Below are 23,612 nucleotides of genomic sequence, written 5' to 3' on the forward strand. Positions count from 1 at the left end.
AAAAAATCCGGGAGATGTTGCCATCTCCCAGATCAATTTTATTGATAGCTTAGTGTAACGTGATTTGAGAGTTGGGTGAAGCCCCCAACTTTAGACCACTATCACGCTTTCCCTTGGATCCGTTGATGTAACTCCTGAATAGAGCTGACATGAGCCCGGTTATCCGCGGTATGCGCCATACAAGTTGCAAATGCACCGTTTAAGGTGGTTGAATAATTGACTTTTTCTTGTAGCGCCGCACGACGAAGCTGTTTCGAATCCTGAATGGCCTGACGTCCTTCAGTTGTATTCACCACATAAGTATATTCGCCGTTTTTAATTCGGTCATGAATATGTGGACGACCTTCGTGAACTTTATTCACCAGTCGAGGATAAATACCGGCTTCACCTAAAGCAACCGCGGTACCATGAGTGGCATCCAGTTCATATCCCAGAGTCAACAGCTTACGAGCCAGTTCTACCACCCGATGTTTATCCGAGTTACGCACCGACAATAACACCCGCCCTATTTCGCGGTTGTCATTTCCGATCCCCAGTTCAGCTTTGGCATATGCTTCGGCAAAGGTTTCACCAACCCCCATCACTTCCCCAGTTGAACGCATTTCCGGACCTAAGATAGGATCCACACCCGGGAATTTGTTAAATGGCAACACCACTTCTTTCACGGAGAAATATGGCGGGATGACTTCCGTAGTAAAACCCTGTTCTTGCAGACTTTGTCCAGCCATGACTCGAGCCGCAATACGCGCTAACTGCACTCCGGTCGCTTTCGAGACAAACGGAACGGTCCGTGCTGCACGCGGGTTCACTTCAATCAGATAGATATCATGCCCTTTAACCGCAAACTGTACGTTCATCAAGCCAACAACCCCCAGCTCCAGAGCCAAGGCCCGAACCTGAGAGCGCATATCATCCTGAATCGACGCACTCAATGTATATGGAGGCAGAGAACAAGCCGAATCACCGGAGTGAACCCCAGCTTGCTCGATATGTTCCATAATCCCACCGATGACGACATCTTTACCATCGCAAATCGCATCCACATCGACTTCAATCGCATCATCCAGGAAGTGGTCCAACAGCACCGGTGATTCGTTAGAAACACTCACGGCTTCGTTGAAATAACGACGCAAGTCAATTTCATCATAAACGATTTCCATCGCCCGACCACCCAATACATAAGAAGGTCGAACCACCAGCGGATAACCGATGTTCTGGGCTTTGGCAACCGCCTCAGACATGGCGGTCACGGTGGCATTTTGCGGCTGTTTTAAACCTAAGCGTTCCACGGCCAGCTGGAAGCGTTCCCGATCTTCTGCGCGGTCAATCGCATCCGGTGAAGTCCCGATAATCGGTACCCCGGCGGCTTCTAAAGCACGAGCTAATTTCAGAGGCGTCTGGCCACCATACTGAACAATCACCCCAACGGGCTGTTCAACTCGCACGATTTCCAGTACATCTTCTAAAGTGACCGGTTCGAAATAGAGACGATCCGAGGTATCGTAATCGGTTGAAACTGTTTCAGGGTTACAGTTGACCATGATGGTTTCATAACCATCTTCACGCATGGCCAGAGCGGCTTGCACGCAGCAGTAGTCGAATTCAATCCCTTGACCAATCCGGTTCGGGCCGCCGCCCAATACCATGATTTTTTTGTTATCAGTCGGATTCGCCTCGCACTCTTCATCATAAGTGGAATACATATAAGCGGTATCGGTGGCAAATTCAGCCGCACAGGTATCAACTCGTTTATACACTGGCAGAATATTCATCCGCTGACGTAATTTACGGATTTCGCCTTCACCAACACCGGTTAAAGCGGCTAACCGGGCATCACAAAAACCTTTGCGTTTTAAGCGGCGTAACAGCACTTCATCCAGACCAGCAAAACCAGCTTTGGACACTTCCTGTTCTTCGTTGATCAGATCTTCAATCTGAACCAGGAACCAACGGTCAATTTTAGTCAGATTAAAAATATCGTCCACACTCATTCCGGCTCGGAAGGCATCCCCGATATACCAAATGCGTTCAGCACCGACATCGATCAATTGGTGACGAATTTCAGCCATTGCTTGTGGGTCATTCAGGTCGACTTTAGGCTCCAAACCATTGGCCCCCACTTCCAGCCCTCGCAATGCTTTATGCAATGATTCCTGCTGATTGCGGCCAATCGCCATCACTTCACCAACCGACTTCATCTGTGTAGTCAAACGGTCATTAGCACCATCGAATTTTTCGAAGTTAAAGCGTGGCATTTTAGTCACAACATAATCGATCGAAGGTTCGAACGAAGCCGGGGTCCGACCGCCGGTAATGTCGTTATGCAACTCATCGAGGGTATAACCGACCGCCAATTTAGCAGCGACTTTGGCAATCGGGAAGCCGGTTGCCTTAGAAGCCAGCGCTGATGAACGTGATACCCGAGGGTTCATTTCAATGATCACCATCCGACCGTCATCTGGATTAATGCCGAACTGAACATTAGAACCACCGGTTTCAACGCCGATTTCACGCAGCACCGCCAGTGAGGCATTTCGCATGATCTGATATTCTTTATCAGTCAGCGTCTGCGCCGGAGCAACGGTGATGGAGTCCCCGGTATGAACGCCCATCGGGTCGAAGTTTTCAATCGAACAAACAATAATGCAGTTATCCGCTTTATCGCGGATGACTTCCATTTCATATTCTTTCCAACCAATTAAGCTTTCATCGATCAGTAGCTCATTAGTCGGTGAGAGATCCAAACCGCGGTTGCAAATCTCTTCAAATTCATCTTTATTATACGCGATGCCACCACCGCTACCGCCCATTGTAAATGAAGGCCGAATAATACATGGGAAACCCACTTTATCCAGCACACCATAGGCTTCATCCATATTGTGAGCCATTCCGGAACGTGGGCAAGCCAGACCAATTTTGCGCATCGCTTCATCAAAACGATGGCGATCTTCAGCCTTATCGATGGCATCGGCGGTCGCACCGATCATCTCAACCTGATATTTTTCCAGAACACCATTACGTTCCAGCTCCAGCGCACAGTTCAGCGCGGTTTGCCCACCCATGGTTGGCAATACGGCATCCGGGCGTTCTTTGGCTATAATTTTTTCGACCACTTCCCAATGAATCGGTTCAATATAGGTCGCATCCGCCATAGCGGGATCGGTCATAATCGTCGCTGGATTTGAGTTCACCAGCACCACCCGGAATCCTTCTTCACGCAAAGCTTTACAAGCTTGCGCTCCCGAATAGTCAAATTCGCAGGCCTGACCAATCACAATCGGCCCGGCCCCTAAAATCAAAATCGTTTTTAAATCGCTGCGTTTTGGCATGGTAAAAAAATCCTTAGTTAAGCCGAATGGGCACTTTTAGATTGCTCAATCAACTCAATGAAATGGTCAAACAACGGAGCCGCATCATGGGGACCCGGGCTGGCTTCAGGATGTCCCTGAAAACCAAAGGCCGGCTTATCGATCCGGTGAATGCCTTGCAGCGTGCCATCAAACAATGAAACATGCGTGATTTCCAGATTCGCCGGAAGATCTTTTTCATCAACGGCAAAACCGTGGTTCTGAGCGGTAATCATCACCCGACTGGCTTTCAAATCTTTGACTGGGTGATTCCCACCATGATGACCAAATTTCATTTTGACGGTCTTCGCTCCGGAAGCGAGCCCCAGCAATTGATGGCCCAAACAGATCCCGAAGGTTGGGATTTCTTTTTCCAAAAAGACTTTAATTGCCGCAATTGCGTAATCACAAGGTTCCGGATCTCCGGGTCCGTTCGAGAGAAAAATACCATCCGGATTTAACGCCAGAACTTCGTCCGCCGGGGTTTGTGCGGGTACCACCGTCAACCGACAACCGCGATCCACTAATAAGCGCAAAATATTCCGTTTAATCCCAAAGTCATACGCCACAACATGGTATTTAAACTGTTCTGGCTCTTGAAAACCTTCACCTAAAACCCAGCTGCCCTGTTGCCAGGTATAGCTCGACTTCGTAGAAACTTCTTTGGCTAAATCCAATCCTTTCAGACCCCCAAAAGCCTGAGCCTGTTGCAGCGCTTCTTCAACCGTGAGCGCTCCTTCAGTCAGAATACAGCCTCGTTGAGCACCTTTTTCCCGTAGAATACGCGTAAGTTTCCGGGTATCGATGTCAGCAATCGCTACCACATTTTTTTCTTTTAGATAATCGCCCAGAGACTGAGTGCTGCGGAAATTGCTGGCAACAAGAGGAAGATCGCGAATGACAAGGCCACTAGCAAATATCTGGGAGGATTCTTCGTCTTCTGGGGTCGTTCCGTAATTTCCGATATGGGGGTAAGTAAGAGTAATGATCTGGCGGGTATATGAAGGGTCGGTGAGTATTTCCTGATATCCGGTCATCGACGTATTAAAAACAACTTCCCCGATGGCATAACCATCGGCGCCGATTGCGGTTCCGTGGAAAATGGTCCCGTCTTCTAACACCAGCAATGCTGACTTGCTCAAGGCAACCTCCTAGTAGAGCGTCGACACAATCCGTTTAAGCACTTCGCTTAAACCATAAAATTTTGGCAAATTGCGCGGATCATACAGATTAAAATTTGAGAATACCAGCCATTATTAAACTTTTTATGGCGTCGCTTTTATCCGATAAAGGCAACAACAACTCACATTGAATACCATTGCGGAAAATGATGCTCTATTATGCATCATGTGCATAGTTATTCAATAAAAATAACTATAAAATCATCATTTTCCCTTAAAATCTGACTATGTAGTCAGATTTAAAATATCCAACTCACACCGATTTTTTCAGTCACCCCCGCAATTCATCCCTTGCTGAGTGAAGCGTCAAATCATAAGAATATTTATTCAAATCCGACCTACATCAATTTGGTTTATAGTGACTTTGTGATAAATTCCCAGCGAAAAATTATAAATACAACACCACAATCAGTTGATTGTTTTAAGGAGAAGCTCGTGAGTTTACGGATCCACTACCTAAAAAATATAGGAGTGCAGGTCATTATTGCAATGATCGTTGGAGCCATTGTCGGTGCAGTAATGGGCGAACAGGCGGCCATGTTTGAGCCCTTGGGAACCATTTTTATTAATCTGATCAAAATGCTGGTCATTCCCTTAGTTGTCTTTGCGATTATTTCCGGAGCTGCCAATCTGGGAAATAGCCACAACACCGGGAAAATCGGAATTTCAACGATTGTTTATTTTGCCGTCACATCGGCATTGGCCGTAGCGCTAGCGCTGGTGCTGGGAGCTTGGTTAAAACCAGGCGTCGGGATCGATATTCATACAGTTGAACATGTGTTCTCTAACCGTTATGCCGATAAAGGTAATATCGCCGGATTCTGGGATACCGTCACTGGGATGATCCCAACCAACATTATTTCATCCATGAACAACGCCAACATCATCCAGATCTTGGTCTTTTGTTTGTTTTTCGGCATTGGCCTGTCTCGGTTAGAAAAATCACGCCGTGAACCACTGGTCAAAGGGATCGAAGCCGTTGTTGATGTGTTAGTCTGGATGATCAACAAAGTGATGTTAGTTGCCCCTATTGGGGTGTTCGGCTTAATGTCTGAATCCATCGGCACCTTTGGTTTCAGCGCGCTGAGCGTCGTCATCAAACTGTTCTTGGTCTTCGTGTTAGGGATCGCGATTTTCGCCTTCATTGTTTACCCACTAATGGTGCAGTGTCTTAGTAAGACCTCAGCTCTCACCTTTATCAAAGCCATGAAAAAACCACAAATCGTGGCGCTATCCACCGCCTCATCCATGGCAACGCTGCCCGTCAACATGGATACGGCTGAAAACGAACTAGGTGTTTCTAAAGGCACCACTTCATTTGTACTGCCTTTGGGAGCCACCATTAATATGACTGGTGGCGCCATCTACTACGGTTTAGTCGCCATGTTCTTTGCGCAGTTGTTCCACATCGAACTATCCACCGGGGCCTATATTGCCATTATTGCCACATCGACTATCGGTGCCGTCGGTCAGGCCGGTGTCCCGGGACCAACATTTCTGGTCGTCGCCGTATTACTGTCCGCCGGGATCCCAATCGAAGGTCTCCCGTTGTTATTTGCACTGGATCGTATTTTTGACATGATCCGGACCGCGTTGAACATCACTGGGGATACCGCCGTCGCTCTGATTGTCGATGCATTGGCAACCGAAACAGCAACCAGCCGGGAAAATCGCGCTGCCTCACTGTCATCAATTGAAGATTAATCGCACGAATCAAAAAGGCGCCATAAACTGGCGCCTTTTTAGCTCCGGTTGCAATATTCACAACCAGTTTGAAGTTTCTATCCCGCTTACAGATCGGCAAACCCTAGCACATCTTCCATGGAATACAGGCCCGTATCTTTATCATTCAACCAAACGCTGGCACGAACAGCACCTTTAGCGAAAGTCATTCGACTGGAGGCTTTATGAGTAATTTCAACCCGTTCTCCAATATCAGCAAACATCGCGGTATGTTCGCCCACCAAGTCACCGGCTCGAATCGTAGAAAAACCAATTGTTTTACGATCTCGTTCGCCCGTATGTCCTTCACGACCGTAGACCGCGACTTCTTTCAGATCCCGGCCCAATGTGTCCGCAATCACTTCGCCCATGGCCAAGGCTGTGCCCGATGGCGCATCCACTTTATGGCGATGATGACCTTCGATAATCTCAATATCGGTATAATCACCCATCACTTTCGCCGCCATTTTCAGTAATTGCAGCATCAAATTCACCCCAATACTCATATTGGGAGCCATCACAATGCTGATACTTTGGCAGGCTTCAGCGATCTGCTGTTTCTGCTCATCACTAAATCCGGTTGTTCCAATCACCATTTTTTTGTGATTGGCTTTAGCCCATTCCAGATTCGCCATCGAAACTTCCGGACGAGTGAAATCAATCAGGACATCGATATCATCGGTCACCGCATCCAAATTATCGACAATGGCAATCCCCTGTTTACCAATCCCGGCTAATTCTCCGGCATCTAAACCAATCAGATCTGATCCCGGGCGTTCGATTGCGCCACCAAGCGTGGTATTTTCATGTTCCAGCACAGCTTCCTGTAACACTTTACCCATTCGGCCATTACAGCCCACAATCGCAATGCGCACTTGCGCCATATTTTTCTCCTTTCATCAGAATGGTTAGCGCCAACGAAACCGCCACGCCCCAATTCCTAAACAAACGATGGTAAAGACCAGCACATATAAGAGTCCCAGCCAATCACTTAATTGCATCCCGCCATACAACATCTCTTGTCGTGCAGCCCGGATTACCTGTGTTAAAGGCAGCAGATCGGCTAACCACTTCAGCCAGTGTGGTGCACCTTCTAACGAAAACCACACCTGTGACAAAAACATCATGGGCCATGAGATTAAATTCACCAGTCCGGAGGTTAATTCTTCACTCTGACTACGGCAAGCGATGAGCAGCCCCAAACTGATCATCGACGCGGCCCCTAGAACAAAGATACCAAACAGTAACACAACGTTGCCACGCATGGTCAAGTGCAGTATCAGACTACACACAACAAATAACACACACGTGATCCCCATAATCAACAGCAGTCGGGACAGTACCTGTGCAATCAGAAATTCAATTGGCCGAACCGGCGTGGCACTCAGCCGTTTCAGCACTCCGTTTTTGCGATACCGGACAATGGCATAACCCACGCCCCAAAGACCGGAAAACATCACATTCATGCCTAAAACTCCCGGCAAAAACCAATCGACATACGGGATAGGCGCTGCCGATAGCTGCGCTTTGTGAAGTTGCAGCGGTACCACGGCTTTGAGCATTTTTTCAGCCATAAAACTAGAAGGCGATTTAGGATTCATCCAGTATTTCTGCTGCGCCGGAGCCACCACCAGATCCAACTGATGCCGGACCAAATGCGACTGGGCTTGTGCCAGATCTGGATAATGACTGAAACTTAAGTAGGGTGTTTCCCACAGCGCCTTCCAGCCCGGTTCAGTTGCAGCCGCCGCTGGGCTATCAATGATACCGATATGATACTGGACATTACCCCGTCCGGAAAAAAATAGTGAAAAACCTACTAATAATGCAATTGGAAAAACTAGGTTCCACGTCAAAGAACTCCGATCCCGAATCGACTCCAGATTACGAGCATGAAAAATAGCCCAAATACGCTGGAACATGCTAACTCCTTAAACTATGACCGGTCAGGGTTAAAAAAAGATCATCCAGATTAGGGCGCTGAACTTGGATCTCAGCCTGAGATAACCCCACGGCTTTCAGTTGTTCAACCTGCTGATCAACCGTTTCACTTTTCCAGCGACACCAGCCATAACGAGTCTCAGATTGAATATTGAGCTTTTCCAAAAGCGGCTGATAGAGCTCACTGACACTTAAATACGTTCCGGGAATATACTGATCCAATAATGATTTAGGGGTATCTAACGCAATCAACTGCCCCCGGTCGAGGATCCCAATCTCATCACATAGATAGTGTGCTTCATCCATATAATGCGTCGTCAGTAACACTGTTTTACCAGACGCTTTAATCGATTCCACCAGCGACCAAAAATTCATTCGCGCCTGTGGATCTAAGCCCGTTGTCGGCTCATCCAAAAATAAAATATCCGGGTTATTGATCAAAGCAATGGCTAGCAGCAGCCGTTGCCGCTGGCCTCCAGAAAGCTGCTTGGTATTACGATCCACAAATTCCGTCAGGGCGCACGATTCTAGCAGGAAATCAATGGACTGTGGCTTCACATATAGTCGTGAAAAAAGTTGCAGGACTTCCCGGACATTCAGGTGATCCTGTAATGCCGTATTTTGAAACTGGATCCCGATGGCTTGTCGATAAGACTTTCCGCGAGGTTGTCCCTGAAACAAAATGTCACCACTATCGGCTTCCAAAACACCTTCCAGAATCTCAATGGTGGTCGTTTTTCCCGCCCCATTTGGACCTAACAAGCCAAAACACTGACCTTTTTTCAGGCTAAAATCGATGTGATCAACGGCGACTTTATCCTGATAAAACTTGGTTAACTGACGCACTTCTAAAATATCAGTCATACTCCTGCCTTGCTTTCCTTTTGAAGACGATCAGGATACCAGATGTTGCAAATATTAGGAGCGATTGTTGAGAGGATTGCCACGAGAGAATACATATAGACCACATCCGGGAGCCGTCATGACGGGAGTCGTCCACCAAGCTCGATCAAAAAAGCGAGCCGAAGCCCGCTTACATAATCAACACGGCGGATGATAGTTACATCACGCCTAATAATTCAACTTCAAAAATCAAAGCAGAGTAAGGTGCAATCGCAGCCCCGGCACCCTGAGCGCCATACGCTAGTTCCTGTGGAATATAAAGTTTCCACTTGTCCCCTACTTTCATATTCTGCAATGCTTCAGTCCAACCTTTGATCACTCCATTGACTGGAAATTCAATCGGTTGGCCCCGCTGTACGGAACTATCAAATACCGTACCATCAACCAATGTCCCATGATAATGGACTCGCACTTTATCCGTCGCCCCTGGCGTTGCACCATCACCGGCAGCGATAACTTCATACTGAAGGCCGGTCTCAGTCACATTAACTTCAGGACGTTCAGCATTGGTTTTCAAAAACTGCTCACCAGCATCTTTGTTTCCTTTATGCTGTTCAGCCTGTTTGGCTTCCATTCTAGCTGTAATCTGCTGAAATGCCGCTGCGATAAGAGATTCATCAACGGCTGTTGCTTGACCTGTCATCACATCGCGGATACCACTGAGCATTGCTTCAATGTCCAAACCATCAAAAGCAGCTTGTTTGATCTGATCACCAATCTGCCGGCCATAACCATAACTTGCCTGGGCTTCAACACTGTTGTATTGCTCGCTCATGAAGATTTCCTTTTGTCGTTCTGAATAAAGCTTTAAGCCTAACAAAGTTTGACAACAATTGCTTCTCTTCCTAGGAACATTGAACCTTTGTGATTAAATTTTATTCAATTCGATAACATTCCCCGGATTCCGCAAGCTCCATCCGGGCTACACAGATCACATGAGATTTGACTCGTAGCCGGGGCATCAGGATGACATCCGCCGATAATATTTACCCCGTAGCCCGGCAACAGCGTAGTGGATACCGGGGACATTCGGACGACATCCATCGATAAAATTTATCCCGTAGCCCGGCAACAGCGTAGCGGATGCCGGGGGCATTCGGACGACATCCGCCGATAAAATTTACCCCGTAGCCCGGCAACAGCATAGCGGATGCCGGGAGCATCAGGATGACATCCGCCGATAATATTTACCCCATAGCCCGGCAACAGCGTAGTGGATACCGGGGACATTCGGATGACATCCATCGATAATATTTATCCCGTAGCCCGGCAACAGCGCAGCGGATACCGGGGACATTCGGACGACATAGGCCAATAAAATTTACCGCGTAGCCCGGCAACAGCGTAGCGGATGCCGGGGGCATTCGGACGACATCCATCGATAAAATTTATCCCGTAGCCCGGCAATAGCGTAGCGGATGCCGGGAGCATCAGGATGACATCCGCCGATAATATTTACCCCGTAGCCCGGCAATAGCGGAGCGGATGCCGGGGTCACCGCACATCAATGGCCTTCGCCAATTTCAACCGATGATCCGCTGACCACACCCCGGATTGCGCAAGCTTCATCCGGGCTACACAGATCAAATAAGGCTTGGGTCGTAGCCCGGCAATAGCGTAGCGGATGCCGGGGGCATCACACATCGATGCCCTTCGTCAATTCCCACCAATGATCCACCCGCCACGTCCCGGATTCCGCAAGCTCCATCCGGGCTACACAGATCAAATGAGGTTTGGCTCGTAGCCGGGGCATTTGGATGACATAGGTTGATGAATTTTATTGCGTCGCCCATAAAAAACGCGCCGTTAGAGGCGCGTTTCTATAAACTGAGACAAGACTAAATTAACGGGTCAAATCATCAAAGAACTTCTTTACACCGTCAAGGAAGCCTTCCGAGCGAGGCTTATGCTTCTTACTCGATTTACCACCGGAACCGCCTAAAGATTCTTCAAGCTGGCGCAATAGATCTTTTTGCTGTTCATTCAAACTAACCGGTGTTTCCACAACCACTTTACAAATCAAATCACCAATGCTGCTGGAGCGAACCGATTGCACACCTTTTCCGCGAATACGGAGCATCCGTCCGGTCTGCGTTTCTGTAGGCACTTTCAATTTGACTCGGCCATCAATGGTCGGAACTTCAATTTCACCGCCCAATGCCGCCTGAGTAAAACTAATCGGCACTTCGCAATACAGGTTATTTTCATCACGGGTGAAAATAGGATGTTCTTTCACATGGACCTGAACATACAAATCACCCGCAGGAGCACCATGTTCCCCGGCTTCACCTTCACCGGTCAGGCGAATCCGATCCCCGGTATCAACCCCAGCTGGAATTTTAACCGACAATTTTTTGCTGCGTTCATAACGGCCTTCACCATGACATTTGTTACATGGATCGCTGATGATCTGACCACGACCATGACAGGTCGGACAAACCTGCTGCACGGCAAAAAATCCCTGCCGCATCTGGACTTGCCCCTGACCATGACAGGTCGGACAAGTTTTCGGCTGCGATCCGGGTTTAGCACCACTGCCGTTACACTGTTCACAATGCACCAGCGTTGGAACATGGATCTCTTTAGAAACACCGCGAACCGCTTCTTCAAGCGTCAGTTCCATATTGTAACGCAGATCAGAACCACGTTGAGGAGCCCGGCTACCACCGCGACGGCCACCACCGAAGATGTCACCGAATACATCGCCGAAAATATCACCAAAATCAGCACCGCCACCAAAGCCGCCCTGACTTGCGCCCCGATTAGGATCAACACCCGCATGGCCATATTGATCATAAGCGGCACGTTTTTGTGAATCGCTCAAAACTTCATAAGCTTCTTTCACTTCTTTAAATTTATCTTCCAGCGCTTTATCACCTTTGGTTCGGTCAGGGTGATACTTCATCGCCATCCGTTTATAGGCTTTTTTGATGTCCCGGTCACCGGCATCGCGGCTTACACCGAGTACTTCGTAATAATCTCGTTTCGACATAGTGATGTGACTGCTTAGGTCTATTCAAACGCAAACGGGCGCTGTAGAGTACAACGCCCGCATTCATTGGAGAGTAATAAAAGTCAGGCGATATTATTTTTTATCGTCATTAACTTCTTCAAACTCAGCGTCAACAACATCATCGCCACTTGCTTTTTGTTGTTTACCAGCTTCTTCACCACCTTGAGCGGCTTGAGCTTTCTGCTGAGCAATCTCCATTAATTTCTGAGATGCTTCAACTAATGCCTGAACTTTAGCATCGATTTCGGCTTTATCTTCACCACGAGCGGCACTTTCCAAAGCGCTTACTGCGGTTTCGATTTTCGATTTATCGTCGCCACCTAATGCATCGCCCGCTTCTTCGATTTGTTTACGAGTACTGTGAACCAATGCATCTGCTTGGTTACGAGCACTCACTAACTCTTCGAATTTTTTATCGTCGTCTGCATGTGCTTCGGCATCAGAAACCATTTTACTGATTTCATCATCAGACAAACCAGAAGAAGCGTGAATGGTAATCTGCTGTTCTTTACCGGTGTCTTTATCTTTAGCAGACACATGTAAAATACCATCGGCATCCACATCAAAAGTCACTTCAATCTGTGGTACGCCACGAGGTGCCGGGCGGATCCCTTCCAGATTAAACTGCCCCAGTGATTTGTTATCTGCTGAACGTTTCCGTTCACCCTGCAATACGTGCACGGTAACTGCACTTTGGTTATCATCAGCAGTTGAGAAAACCTGCGACTGTTTAGTCGGAATGGTGGTGTTTTTATCGATAACTTTGGTCATCACACCGCCCATTGTTTCAATACCCAGAGACAATGGAGTCACATCCAACAACAGTACGTCTGTTTTTTCACCTGAAAGTACACCACCTTGAATCGCAGCGCCCATCGCAACAGCTTCATCAGGGTTCACATCTTTACGAGGTGCTTTGCCGAAGAATTCAGTCACGGCTTTCTGTACCAGTGGCATACGAGTCTGACCACCGACCAGAATCACTTCATCCACTTCAGAAACAGACAAGTCTGCATCCTGCAACGCGATACGCATCGGATCTAATGATTTCTGCACCAAGTCTTCAACCAAAGATTCCAATTTAGCGCGAGTCACTTTGATATTTAAGTGTTTCGGACCGGTTGCATCGGCAGTGATGTAAGGCAAGTTCACATCAGTCTGCTGTGCTGAAGACAACTCGATTTTGGCTTTTTCAGCAGCATCTTTTAAACGCTGCATTGCCAATGGATCGTTGCGCAGATCAACACCTTGTTCTTTGTTGAATTCTTCAACCAGATAATTAATCATCCGGTTATCGAAGTCTTCACCACCTAAGTGAGTATCACCATTGGTTGCCAGTACTTCGAAAGTTTTTTCACCGTCGACTTCGTCGATTTCGATGATTGAGATATCGAATGTACCCCCACCCAAGTCGTATACAGCAACAGTCGTGTCACCTTTCACACTATCAACGCCATATGCAAATGCAGCAGCCGTTGGTTCGTTGATGATACGTTTGACATCCAGACCGGCAATTTTACCGGCGTCTTTAGTCGCCTGACGCTGGGAATCGTTGAAGTAAGCCGGTACGGTAATCACCGCTTCAGTTACTTTCTCACCCAGATAGTCTTCAGCTGTTTTTTTCATTTTTTTCAAAACTTCAGCTGAAATCTGTGGTGGTGCTTTTTGTTCACCTTTCACAGAGACCCAAGCATCACCATTATCTGCATTGACGATGTCAAATGGCATGATTTTAATATCACGCTGAACTTCGTCATCACCGAAACGACGGCCAATCAAACGTTTGATTGCAAACAAAGTGTTTTTAGGGTTGGTAATCGCCTGACGTTTCGCCGGTTGACCAACCAGAGTTTCACCATCATCGGTATACGCGATGATAGAAGGAGTAGTCCGATCGCCTTCAGCATTTTCAATTACTTTTGGTCGATCGCCATCTAAGATAGCGACACATGAGTTGGTTGTTCCCAGGTCGATACCAATAATTTTACCCATATTGATGTCTCCAGATTCTGTATTCTGTACGTATTTAAGCTTTGCCAGTTAAGATGGGGCCCGGATTTACCTTTTCAAGGGAAAAAACAAAAATTTTTCATCTTTATTTTATTTTTTGGGTAAAACCACGGGGCGATAGCTGGTATAAATGCACTATCACACCCTTATATTTAAAATCTATCTAATTGAATTTAATAACTTTAATCCAAAATAAACTTCAACAATTTCTGAGAATAAAAACTGATAAATAAAATCATCCTTTTCTATCATCACTCAGGAACGTATAGAGATATGCCATCTTTAAATCACATCTCAAAGCAGAAGAAACCGTTTAAAATCCGCATTCCCACATAACTCAAAGCAAAGCGACTGACGCGGTCAACTTACCCGAGATGATTCACTTCACTTGAACGTCATTCAGGCATCACAGCCTTCAGTTCACACGATTGCAGTTAAGAGAGTTTGATCTGCAGTTCAGGGCTGTGTTCGTTGACCGTCACATGTAAGTCTCGGAGCAGACCATCTTTAATGGAATACACACAGCCATGTACCGCTAACTTTTGCCCCCGACGCCAGGCATCCCGAACAATGGTGGTGTTACACACATTTGCGACCTGTTCAATGACATTCAATTCGCACAGTTTATCGTAACGCTGATGCATATCCGTGATGGCATCTAATTCACCACGATGCAGCCGGTAAACATCTCGAATATGACGCAACCAGTTATCAATCAAGCCCATCTCACTTCCATCAACCGCAGCCTTTACCCCGCCACAGCCATAATGACCCGTGATTAAAATATGTTTCACTTGTAAAACTTCAACGGCAAACTGAATGACCGACAAACAGTTCAGATCGGTATGTACCACCACATTGGCAATATTTCGGTGTACGAAAACTTCGCCGGGCATCAATCCCATAATCTGATTCGCCGGAACCCGGCTATCAGAGCACCCAATCCAAAGATATTCGGGTGTTTGCTGATCGACTAATTGCTCAAAAAAATCTGGCTGCTCTTTTTTAATCGCTTCAGCCCATTGCACATTGTTTGAAAAAATTCGTGATAAATCACTCATGATAAATCCATCGACTAGCGGAACGCATCCATGCGAATACATTCCATATAAATACATCTATCTAGTAGCTAGAGTCTTGATAACTAACCGATAAAAAGCAACTTTGCTCCAATCGGTTGAGTATCCAGCATACATGATCATTTAAAAACTAAAAACATGCATTTATGCGTCTACTGCAAAAAACGAATTTAACAAATCGAATATGCAATCAAATGAAGAGTTTTAACTTTTATATTTATAATTTTCGAAAAATTTAGCTACAGAAAATTAAATTCAGATAAATGAGTTTTCCCTCGTTTAGATAAGAACTTGAGCAATTTTTCTGCCTTGGTACTCACCAAACGCTCCGGAGGAAATCCCACATGCTCTAAAATGGCCAAGCATTCCTTAAACTGCCCAACGGTATAACAAATATGCGAATCACTCCCAAGCGTAATATAAGCACCAAAATCCCGAGCCGCTTCTGCAATTGCGGTACAATTCGATTCACTTCCCCGCCGGGAACTGATAAATGACGAATTGTTCAGTTCAATTAAGACCTGATGTTGGGCAGCCGCCTGAACTACGGCATTAATATCAATCGGGAAATTAGGGTTACCGGGATGCCCGATAATATCGACTTTGCCACTGGCGATCACACGTTCCAAAGTTTGGGTGTGAACCGCACTGTTACTGGGTGCAAAAACCGGTTCATGAAAGCTGCCGATGACAATATCCAGCATGTTTAAATAGTCATCAGGAATATCGATATGGCCTTGTTCATCACAAATATTAGCTTCAACTCCCCGCAAAATACCCACACCTTCAATTTGGCGAGGCACCACTTTCAGGTTTCCAAAGTGCCAGATATGCGGTGCTCCCGGCATGGTCGGCGCGTGATCGGTCATTGCCATTAACCGGATCCCAGCCGCCTTAGCCGCTCGGGCATTTTCCTGTAACGTGCTATAGGCATGTCCACTACTGACGGTGTGGGTATGGGTATCTGTTTCAATTAACATCTGACATCCTTTATTCAATTTAAATTTTAAGACTGGCTTCTTCTTCAAAAGCAGAACGGGGGCTACATACATCTATTATGGCTCTGCAATACGTGAGATAGAACAACTTCAGCTCAACATTTAATGAGGGTCATGATTTGCATCATCGACTAAAAAATTATCCAACGGCAGTTCTGTTTGTTCTACTGAGGGTCGTTCAGGTTGATGATTCTTAAGCTGAGCTCGCAGATAACGAACTTTACGATTATGTGCAAGTCGTATGACATTTCGTTGTTGGTCAGGGGAAAGTTTACTCCAGGCAAAGCGCTCTTCTCGGGTGCGAAAACACCCGCGACACAGGCCTTTTTCATTCATCTCACAGATCCCCAGGCACGGACTCTGGAGGGGGAATATTTCAAGCTGCTGCATACCGTATAAATTAGCTCAAAAATCAACCGATATAAAGCACAGAATGCAGATGAATGCCGAGAGTGGTGCCGATTTAAATCGACGTCACTCCCGGATGAATCCATTATTTTTTAAACAAGGTTTGAGCTGAATGCGGGGCACAGCGATAATAAGGCAACGCTGGTTGTATCGAAGCACCTAAAGCAGCGGCTGCATGCCAAGGCCAGCGAGGATCATATAAAATGCCACGAGCCAGAGCGATTGCGTCGGCTTGGCCGGATAACAATACCGATTCGGCATGCTCCGGTTCCGTGATGAGTCCCACACCAATCACGGGCATTTTCACAGCGGCTTTAACTTTCTCAGCCAGTGCCAACTGATAACCTGGCCCGATCGATATCTGCTGATATTCACTTAAACCACCGCTGGAAACATGAATGAATGAACAACCTCGAGCATCCAAAGCTTTCGCCAACTCAATACTCTGCTCGATATCCCATCCCCGATCGACCCAATCTGAACCGGAAATCCGGATCCCCACCGGTTTTTCTTTCGGAAAAACACTGCGGATCCCATCAAACACTTCCAAAGTCAAACGCATCCGGTTCTCTAACGTCCCCCCATATTGATCATCACGCAGATTACTCAGTGGCGATAAGAACTGATGCAATAAATAGCCATGCGCCGCATGAATTTCAATTGCATCCAGCCCTAATTTAGCCGCACGCACCGCTGCATCCACAAATGAAGATTTGAGCGCTTCGATATCATCTAACGTCATCGTCTGCGGTGGATTATCATGATTGTGATAGGGAACGTCCGATGCCGAAATCGTCTGCCAGCCTAAATCGTGAGTCGGTGCAATCTGGGCCCCCGCATCACTATCCCACGGCTTAGAACAGGAGGCTTTGCGTCCGGCATGCGCCAGTTGGATCGCAATGGGCATATCACTATAGCGACGAATACTTTCCAAAACCCGGCCCATCGCCTGCTCGGTTAAATCATCCCATAGTCCGACATCCGCATAACTGATCCGCCCCCGGGGCTCAACGGCTGTTGCTTCAATAATCAGCATCCCCGCACCGGATTGCGCAAGCATCCCCAGATGCTGCTGATGCCAATCCGTCATCTTGCCATGCTCGGCCGAATACATACACATCGGTGCAATGATGATCCGGTTTTTCAATGTCAGCTTGTCAAGATCGAGTGACGTAAACAATTTAGCCACAATAAGTCTCCTCGCTTTTTTGAACGTGCATACAAGAATAACGACATCTTCGGATAAAATGCAACTGTTATATATCTCTATTAAAATATATCTAATCTCAAGCAAAATATATTTAAGGCTATATAAAACATATCTAAAATATAAATAAACTTAGCACTATGCCCACTTGCATAAAATAAAGAGTTTATTTTTCATTAAAAAGCATCATTATCAATAAGCGAATATATCTTTAGTATTTAATCCGCTTATTTTTAATGATGCATAACAAAAGTTTAAACTAAATCAATCGAATAATTTATTGGTTAATGCTCAATAATGGCTAATCCATTCCTTTTCACGTGAGAATGATATCGAGTACATTTCACAATAAAATATATCAAGTAATATGAATGATATTATTATGCTTATTGTTAATTAAACTAAAAAGTAATTCCAAACCGAGTAATAACCTGGAATTTTTCTCCTAATCCATAACGGCTATTCCGCTCCGGTGTTGCTGACGTACCATTAATATCTCGATAAATGACCACCGGAATGCCCAACGCAAGATTCATCTTATTATATTTAAAATGAATTCCCGGGGTGATAAACAGAGTCTGCCCACCCGTAGCATCATCAGTTACACCCGCATGCGTATCCCGATGTTTATCAATCCCATTGAGCTCTAACTCGAGATCAAAATGCCGATTTAACGCATAACCATACCCAAGATCATATTTAAACTGATTCCCCTGCTTCGAGCCGTGAGCACCATTATTAGCAATGGTATACATCATGTGGGCATCGACTCGGGAGCGACCAAACATTTTGGTCGCTCCAATTTCAAATTTAGGATCCCATGACCCCGTCCCCAGCTGTGCACTTGGGCCTAAATATTGATATCTCCGAGAGAAAGGCAGCCCGTTTTTACGTCCGGCTTCACCGGTAGGCAATTTTAATCCGGCTCCAATGGCCAAATTCAACCAGTCACCACCACGCTGAGTCATCAACGCATAGCGCCCCATCACAACCACATCACCCAATCCACTGTTACTATCGGTATCCCAGGGATGAGATAAATTACTGGGTTTGCGTTTTACTTCTTTTTTCCAATACGGGATCATCACCCGAGCTTCAACGTTCTTAAATAATCCGGCCTTGGCAGTGAATTGAAACAACTGATTAATACGATCGTATTTTCCACCATAGCTGCCATTTTGTTTCGTGTGTCCATGATAAAGGGCATCTTTATGAATGTAACGATACTTCACATTTGCCACAAATTTACCTGCCGGGAGCACCATCCCATTCGACATATTAACTAGCCCGATACTATGAATACCGCCGACCTTTTTTATTTTGGCTGAGGACAGCGAAAGCGCATGTTTATTATTTTTATAACTATCGGTCTGATTATTCACTAATGATGCGGCACCACTGCGATGAGTAAAAATTAGTAACACTAATATTACAATTAATCCATTAAATCGTTTCAAAATAGCTCCTTATATATAATATTGACCTCAATAAAAGCACCATCTAAAAACAACTAGCCTTAAAGCCAGCTGAAATATATTTTCAATAAGATCATCCCTATTGATGATTAATTTACATTCAATATTTATAAAAAAGAACTATTATTTTAAATTAACATATTTAATTACTCATCGTGGTAAGTCGATTCATTCATCCGTCATTCAATTTCTGAAATATTTTAAATACATTAAACACCATATAAAAAGAGCCAATAATCTAATCGTTAAATTAAGAAATAAACCATGACGGGCTTTACATGAATCCAGCCATTGAGCCAGAAGCCAAGGGGATTAACTTTTCGTGATAATTTTTGTAGCCATAAAAAAACGGCCCGCAGGCCGCTTTAGCAATAAACGCAATCCAGTTTCATGCAAATTAACTTTTAGCTTTGGCAATCATCACCATCGCCGGACGAATCAAACGGCCATTCAGTTCATAACCTTTTTGCATCACAGCCAGTACGGTATTTGGTGCAACCTCTTCGCTTTCTTGCATTCCCATAGCCTGATGTTTAGCTGGATCAAAAGCTTCACCTTGAGGATCCACCTCTTCAATCCCAAATTTAGCCACTGCACTTAAGAATGATTTCAAGGTCAGATCCACACCTTCGATCATCGGCTTGAGAATTTCCTGCTCCGGATCGGCAGCTTGCAGTGCTCGTTCCAGGTTATCAATCACCGGCAGCAATTCACCCGCAAATTTTTCCAGTGCAAAGCGGTGTGCTTTATCCACATCTTGCGCAGCGCGACGCCGAACATTTTCAACTTCGGCCTGAGCCCGAACCACCGCATCTTTTTGCGCATTGATCTGCTCGTTTGCCTTCGCTAACTGGCTTTCTAGCTCAGCGATCCGCTGGTTAGCTTCTTCCTGCGCATCATCTTTAGCAGCATCTTCAGCACTGATAAACTCGGCTTCCAACTGTGATTCTGGTGCTTGCGCATCCGCTTGAACGGCTTCCTGAGCCGCATCCTGAGATTCTACAGGTTGTTCAGTATGATTCTTTGGTTGCTCGCTATTCATGCGATACTCCGAAAAAGTTAGCCTAAATAATTCTTGAGGCTTATTATGGGGATGATATCGTGGGTTTCAACCCATAACTTCGTAAATCACCGTAACAGATGGTCAGAGTTTTTCTGAGCAAGCGATAACTTACTTTGTAAAAAACAACGCGTCATATGAAAAAAATCTTTCAAACAATTGGATTGATTGGCAAACCTAACCATGCCGGCGCCAATGAAACATTACATGTGCTTCTAAACTGGCTCCATGCGCAGGACTATCATCTGCTGGTCGAAAAACGAGTTGCCAAACAATTACCGGTCTGTTGCAGTGAAGTCGCTTCCATGCAAGAAATCGGAGAACGAGCCGATCTGGCGATCGTTGTCGGCGGAGACGGCAATATGTTAGGCGCTGCCCGTGAACTGTGTGGGCATGATGTAGCGGTTATTGGAGTCAACCGAGGCAATCTGGGGTTTTTAACTGACCTTCATCCCGATAATTTTAAAGAGCCCCTTACCGCAGTACTCAACGGTGAATTTATCACCGAACATCGTTTTTTACTGGATGCCCAGATTCTCCGCGAAGATCAATCTTTGGGCTTTCATAAAGCCATGAACGAAGTTGTCCTGCATCAGGGTAAAGTCGCTCATATGCTGGAATTTGAAGTTTACGTCGATCACAAATTTATGATCGGCCTGCGAGCCGACGGTCTGATCTTGGCAACGCCAACTGGCTCAACCGCCTATTCGCTGTCAGGTGGAGGCCCGATCCTGACGCCTGATCTAGACGCCATCGCGATGGTCCCGATGTACCCGCATACGCTGAGTACCCGACCGACCGTCCTCAATGGCCAATCCGAAATATGCATTAAAATTGCACCGCAAAATCGCTCCGATATGCTGATCAGTTGTGACAGCCATATTCCGATTAACGTCAACGCCGGCGATAAAATTATTATTCGCCAACATCCACAGCGGCTACGACTCATTCATCCAACCGATTACCGCTATTTTGAAGTCCTGCGGCAAAAACTGGGCTGGGGAAGTAAATTATTTTAAAGACTGGTTAAAATAGCAACACGAAAAACTTGCTCGCCGCCTAAAACAACTGTATATATATACACTATACCGTGGAGAGGATCCGAGCATGTTAACCCAATTAACCGTCCAGAATTTTGCTATCGTTCGTTTTCTTGAACTTGATATTGCCACAGGCATGACGACCATTACCGGAGAAACCGGGGCTGGGAAGTCCATTGCCATTGATGCTTTAGGATTATGTTTAGGTGATCGAGCCGAAGCTGCCATGGTCCGCCCCGGTGAAAAAAGAGCTGAAATTTCCGCTCGCTTTGATATTTGCCACAATCTGGCCGCCCAACAATGGTTAGCCGAAAATCAACTAGACGCCGAAGGCGAATGTATTCTGCGACGGGTGGTCACCCATGAAGGACGTTCCAAAGGTTATATCAACAGTACCCCCGTCCCGGTGAACCAAATGCGCCAGCTTGGCGCACGATTGGTGAGTATTCATGGGCAACATGCCCATCATGACCTACTCAAACCCGCACGACAACTGACTATTCTCGATGACTACGGGCATCATCAAAGTCTGCTGGAATCTGTTTCTAACCGTTACCAGCATTGGCAAACCCTATGCCATGAAAAAGATCGTATGCAGCAACAGCAGGCTGAACTTCAATCCCGCCGCCAATTACTGGAATATCAGGTTGAAGAACTAGATGAATTTAACCTGCAACCCGATGAATACCCCCAACTGGAACAACAACATAAACGGCTGGCAAATAGCTCTGAATTAATGGATAGCTGCCAACAACTGAGCCTGATGCTCACACAAGACGATGAAGTCAATGTGCTGGCCATACTGCAACAAAGCTGCAAAAAGCTCAGTGACTTGCTCGAATACGAACCGGAACTACAAACCGCTTACGATTTACTCCAGGAAGCAATGATCCAAGTGGAAGAATCCAGCCACCAGCTCAGCGCCACCGCCGATCACTTGGAACTGGATCCGGAGCAATTTGCCGAGTTGGAACAGCGCATGGGTACCGCACTGGATCTAGCCCGAAAACATCAAGTCAACGCCGAGCAGCTGCCGGAATTACACCAGCAACTAGCCGAAGAACTCCGCCAGCTAACCGCTGACGATGATCGGCTAGCGGGCATGGATGAACAAATTGCACAAAGCTGGCAACACTACTGCAACGAAGCCGATAAACTCAGTAAAAGCCGAGGACGTCAGGCACGACAATTAGGACAACTCATCGAGCAATCGATTAAAGCACTCAGCATGCCCAAAGCCAAATGCCAGTTCGAGATTAGCAGTGATCCTCAACATCCAACCCCCAAAGGCTGGGACAAAATTGAGTTGCTCGTCAGCACTAACCCCGGTCAGCCACTGCAACCGTTAACTAAAGTGGTCTCCGGAGGGGAACTCTCCCGAATTGGACTAGCGATTCAGGTGATCTGCGCCGAACATATCGCCGTACCAACCCTAATCTTCGATGAAGTCGATGTGGGGATCAGCGGCCCAACCGCCGCAGTTGTCGGTCACATGCTCAGAACACTGGGAAAAACCAATCAGGTCCTCTGTGTAACGCATCTGCCGCAAGTCGCCGGTAATGGCCACCAGCAGCTCCGAGTCAGTAAAAAACAGCAGAAACAAAGCACCGAAACCCTAATGCAGCCGCTAACTGGCGAGCAGCGTATTGAGGAATTAGCTCGACTACTGGCCGGAAACGAAATCACAGAAACCGCTTTGGCCAACGCCCGGGAACTGCTGGCGCATGATTAACTGCGATAATGACTAAAAGATGAACCCCATCCAACTTCCCCTTAGCAAGGGGAAGAGCCAACACCATGAGTTCTTTCATCCATAGGTAACAAACATATCCTTCCCTCCCTTTACCAAGGGGAAGGTCAGGGTGGGATCAGTTTCAACCACTGCCATATAAATGCATCATTCCTTCTCCTACCAAGAGAATGCCCGGGAACTGAACTGCTGGCGCATGATTAACTGCGATAATGACTAAAAGGTGAACCCCATCCAACTTCCCCTTAGCAAGGGGAAGAGCCAACACCATGAGCTCTTTCATCCATAGGTAACAAACATATCCTTCCCTCCCTTTACCAAGGGGAAGGTCAGACTGGGGGCAGTTTTAACCACTGCCATAAAAACATCATCCCCTCCCCTGCCAAGGGGAGGGTTAGGGTGGGGTGTACAGACCGGGGACATGGTTTACAAAATAAACTGGAGACATCGTTTACACACGTTAACACTCATAGTCGGA

General features: G+C 46.4%; 20 protein-coding genes. 3 read left to right on the top strand and 17 right to left on the bottom strand.

Annotation, left to right across the window (positions count from 1 at the left end):
• Positions 1-101 precede the first annotated feature (101 nt).
• Positions 102-3,329: a carbamoyl-phosphate synthase large subunit gene (gene carB / locus ABUE20_RS16215; protein WP_408620991.1), complete on the bottom strand. Its 3,228-nt coding sequence runs from the start codon at positions 3,327-3,329 to the stop codon at positions 102-104.
• Positions 3,330-3,346: 17 nt separating this feature from the next.
• Positions 3,347-4,489 (bottom strand): glutamine-hydrolyzing carbamoyl-phosphate synthase small subunit, encoded by a 1,143-nt coding sequence (gene carA, locus ABUE20_RS16220; protein WP_408620992.1) that lies wholly within the window; start codon positions 4,487-4,489, stop codon positions 3,347-3,349.
• A gap of 474 nt (positions 4,490-4,963) precedes the next feature.
• Between carA and ABUE20_RS16225 the strand changes: the two genes are divergently transcribed.
• Positions 4,964-6,232: a dicarboxylate/amino acid:cation symporter gene (locus tag ABUE20_RS16225; RefSeq protein ID WP_408620993.1), complete on the top strand. Its 1,269-nt coding sequence runs from the start codon at positions 4,964-4,966 to the stop codon at positions 6,230-6,232.
• A gap of 86 nt (positions 6,233-6,318) precedes the next feature.
• Here the strand turns inward: ABUE20_RS16225 and dapB are convergent, their stop codons facing one another.
• The 15 genes from dapB to grpE all read right to left on the bottom strand — a co-directional run bounded on the left by dapB (position 6,319) and on the right by grpE (position 20,326).
• Positions 6,319-7,134: a 4-hydroxy-tetrahydrodipicolinate reductase gene (gene dapB / locus ABUE20_RS16230; RefSeq protein WP_408620994.1), complete on the bottom strand. Its 816-nt coding sequence runs from the start codon at positions 7,132-7,134 to the stop codon at positions 6,319-6,321.
• Between the two features lie 24 nt (positions 7,135-7,158).
• The gene (locus ABUE20_RS16235; protein WP_408620995.1) at positions 7,159-8,172 is read right to left on the bottom strand and encodes an ABC transporter permease; all 1,014 of its coding nucleotides are present in this window, start codon (positions 8,170-8,172) and stop codon (positions 7,159-7,161) included.
• A gap of 1 nt (position 8,173) precedes the next feature.
• Complete coding sequence (locus tag ABUE20_RS16240) at positions 8,174-9,055, bottom strand: ABC transporter ATP-binding protein (protein ID WP_408620996.1); 882 nt, start codon at positions 9,053-9,055, stop codon at positions 8,174-8,176.
• Positions 9,056-9,251: 196 nt separating this feature from the next.
• Positions 9,252-9,869 (bottom strand): BamJ family beta-barrel-assembly machinery protein, encoded by a 618-nt coding sequence (gene bamJ / locus ABUE20_RS16245; protein WP_408620997.1) that lies wholly within the window; start codon positions 9,867-9,869, stop codon positions 9,252-9,254.
• A gap of 278 nt (positions 9,870-10,147) precedes the next feature.
• Positions 10,148-10,339, bottom strand: coding sequence for a hypothetical protein (locus tag ABUE20_RS16250; RefSeq protein WP_408620998.1), 192 nt, complete (start codon positions 10,337-10,339; stop codon positions 10,148-10,150).
• Between the two features lie 9 nt (positions 10,340-10,348).
• Positions 10,349-10,525, bottom strand: coding sequence for a hypothetical protein (locus tag ABUE20_RS16255; RefSeq protein WP_408620999.1), 177 nt, complete (start codon positions 10,523-10,525; stop codon positions 10,349-10,351).
• Positions 10,526-10,588: 63 nt separating this feature from the next.
• Positions 10,589-10,738 carry a hypothetical protein gene (locus ABUE20_RS16260; RefSeq protein WP_408621000.1) on the bottom strand — a complete coding sequence of 50 codons (150 nt, stop codon included), beginning with the start codon at positions 10,736-10,738 and terminating at the stop codon, positions 10,589-10,591.
• A gap of 199 nt (positions 10,739-10,937) precedes the next feature.
• Positions 10,938-12,086, bottom strand: coding sequence for a molecular chaperone DnaJ (gene dnaJ, locus ABUE20_RS16265; protein ID WP_408621001.1), 1,149 nt, complete (start codon positions 12,084-12,086; stop codon positions 10,938-10,940).
• Positions 12,087-12,179: 93 nt separating this feature from the next.
• Positions 12,180-14,099 (bottom strand): molecular chaperone DnaK, encoded by a 1,920-nt coding sequence (gene dnaK, locus ABUE20_RS16270; protein ID WP_408621002.1) that lies wholly within the window; start codon positions 14,097-14,099, stop codon positions 12,180-12,182.
• A gap of 452 nt (positions 14,100-14,551) precedes the next feature.
• Complete coding sequence (gene can, locus ABUE20_RS16275; RefSeq protein ID WP_408621003.1) at positions 14,552-15,178, bottom strand: carbonate dehydratase; 627 nt, start codon at positions 15,176-15,178, stop codon at positions 14,552-14,554.
• Positions 15,179-15,435: 257 nt separating this feature from the next.
• Complete coding sequence (locus ABUE20_RS16280; RefSeq protein WP_408621004.1) at positions 15,436-16,176, bottom strand: phosphatase; 741 nt, start codon at positions 16,174-16,176, stop codon at positions 15,436-15,438.
• 120 nt (positions 16,177-16,296) lie between these two features.
• Positions 16,297-16,584, bottom strand: coding sequence for a DUF1289 domain-containing protein (locus ABUE20_RS16285; protein ID WP_408621005.1), 288 nt, complete (start codon positions 16,582-16,584; stop codon positions 16,297-16,299).
• 103 nt (positions 16,585-16,687) lie between these two features.
• Entirely contained in the window at positions 16,688-17,791 is a 1,104-nt protein-coding gene (locus ABUE20_RS16290; protein ID WP_408621006.1) for an NADH:flavin oxidoreductase/NADH oxidase, read from the bottom strand.
• Positions 17,792-18,210: 419 nt separating this feature from the next.
• Positions 18,211-19,266 carry a transporter gene (locus ABUE20_RS16295; protein WP_408621007.1) on the bottom strand — a complete coding sequence of 352 codons (1,056 nt, stop codon included), beginning with the start codon at positions 19,264-19,266 and terminating at the stop codon, positions 18,211-18,213.
• Positions 19,267-19,681: 415 nt separating this feature from the next.
• Entirely contained in the window at positions 19,682-20,326 is a 645-nt protein-coding gene (grpE, locus tag ABUE20_RS16300; protein ID WP_408621008.1) for a nucleotide exchange factor GrpE, read from the bottom strand.
• A 155-nt stretch (positions 20,327-20,481) separates the two neighbouring features.
• Between grpE and nadK the strand changes: the two genes are divergently transcribed.
• Both nadK and recN read left to right on the top strand, forming a co-directional pair.
• Complete coding sequence (gene nadK, locus ABUE20_RS16305) at positions 20,482-21,363, top strand: NAD(+) kinase (RefSeq protein ID WP_408621009.1); 882 nt, start codon at positions 20,482-20,484, stop codon at positions 21,361-21,363.
• Between the two features lie 88 nt (positions 21,364-21,451).
• Positions 21,452-23,116, top strand: a complete 1,665-nt coding sequence (gene recN, locus ABUE20_RS16310; RefSeq protein WP_408621010.1) for a DNA repair protein RecN — start codon at positions 21,452-21,454, stop codon at positions 23,114-23,116.
• Positions 23,117-23,612 lie beyond the last annotated feature (496 nt).

Origin of the sequence: Celerinatantimonas marina (genome assembly GCF_046054165.1) — a bacterium.
In the GTDB taxonomy this organism is placed as follows: domain Bacteria; phylum Pseudomonadota; class Gammaproteobacteria; order Enterobacterales; family Celerinatantimonadaceae; genus Celerinatantimonas.

Coding starts and splice junctions, on each gene's coding strand:
- dnaK (WP_408621002.1), bottom strand. CDS start 14,099: ATGGGTAAAATTATTGGTATCGACCTGGGAACAACCAACTCATGTGTC.
- ABUE20_RS16250 (WP_408620998.1), bottom strand. CDS start 10,339: ATGGATGTCATCCGAATGTCCCCGGTATCCACTACGCTGTTGCCGGGC.
- ABUE20_RS16240 (WP_408620996.1), bottom strand. CDS start 9,055: ATGACTGATATTTTAGAAGTGCGTCAGTTAACCAAGTTTTATCAGGAT.
- bamJ (WP_408620997.1), bottom strand. CDS start 9,869: ATGAGCGAGCAATACAACAGTGTTGAAGCCCAGGCAAGTTATGGTTAT.
- dapB (WP_408620994.1), bottom strand. CDS start 7,134: ATGGCGCAAGTGCGCATTGCGATTGTGGGCTGTAATGGCCGAATGGGT.
- recN (WP_408621010.1), top strand. CDS start 21,452: ATGTTAACCCAATTAACCGTCCAGAATTTTGCTATCGTTCGTTTTCTT.
- ABUE20_RS16285 (WP_408621005.1), bottom strand. CDS start 16,584: ATGCAGCAGCTTGAAATATTCCCCCTCCAGAGTCCGTGCCTGGGGATC.
- nadK (WP_408621009.1), top strand. CDS start 20,482: ATGAAAAAAATCTTTCAAACAATTGGATTGATTGGCAAACCTAACCAT.
- can (WP_408621003.1), bottom strand. CDS start 15,178: ATGAGTGATTTATCACGAATTTTTTCAAACAATGTGCAATGGGCTGAA.
- ABUE20_RS16280 (WP_408621004.1), bottom strand. CDS start 16,176: ATGTTAATTGAAACAGATACCCATACCCACACCGTCAGTAGTGGACAT.
- dnaJ (WP_408621001.1), bottom strand. CDS start 12,086: ATGTCGAAACGAGATTATTACGAAGTACTCGGTGTAAGCCGCGATGCC.
- ABUE20_RS16255 (WP_408620999.1), bottom strand. CDS start 10,525: ATGCTCCCGGCATCCGCTACGCTATTGCCGGGCTACGGGATAAATTTT.
- carB (WP_408620991.1), bottom strand. CDS start 3,329: ATGCCAAAACGCAGCGATTTAAAAACGATTTTGATTTTAGGGGCCGGG.
- grpE (WP_408621008.1), bottom strand. CDS start 20,326: ATGAATAGCGAGCAACCAAAGAATCATACTGAACAACCTGTAGAATCT.
- ABUE20_RS16235 (WP_408620995.1), bottom strand. CDS start 8,172: ATGTTCCAGCGTATTTGGGCTATTTTTCATGCTCGTAATCTGGAGTCG.
- ABUE20_RS16260 (WP_408621000.1), bottom strand. CDS start 10,738: ATGTGTGATGCCCCCGGCATCCGCTACGCTATTGCCGGGCTACGACCC.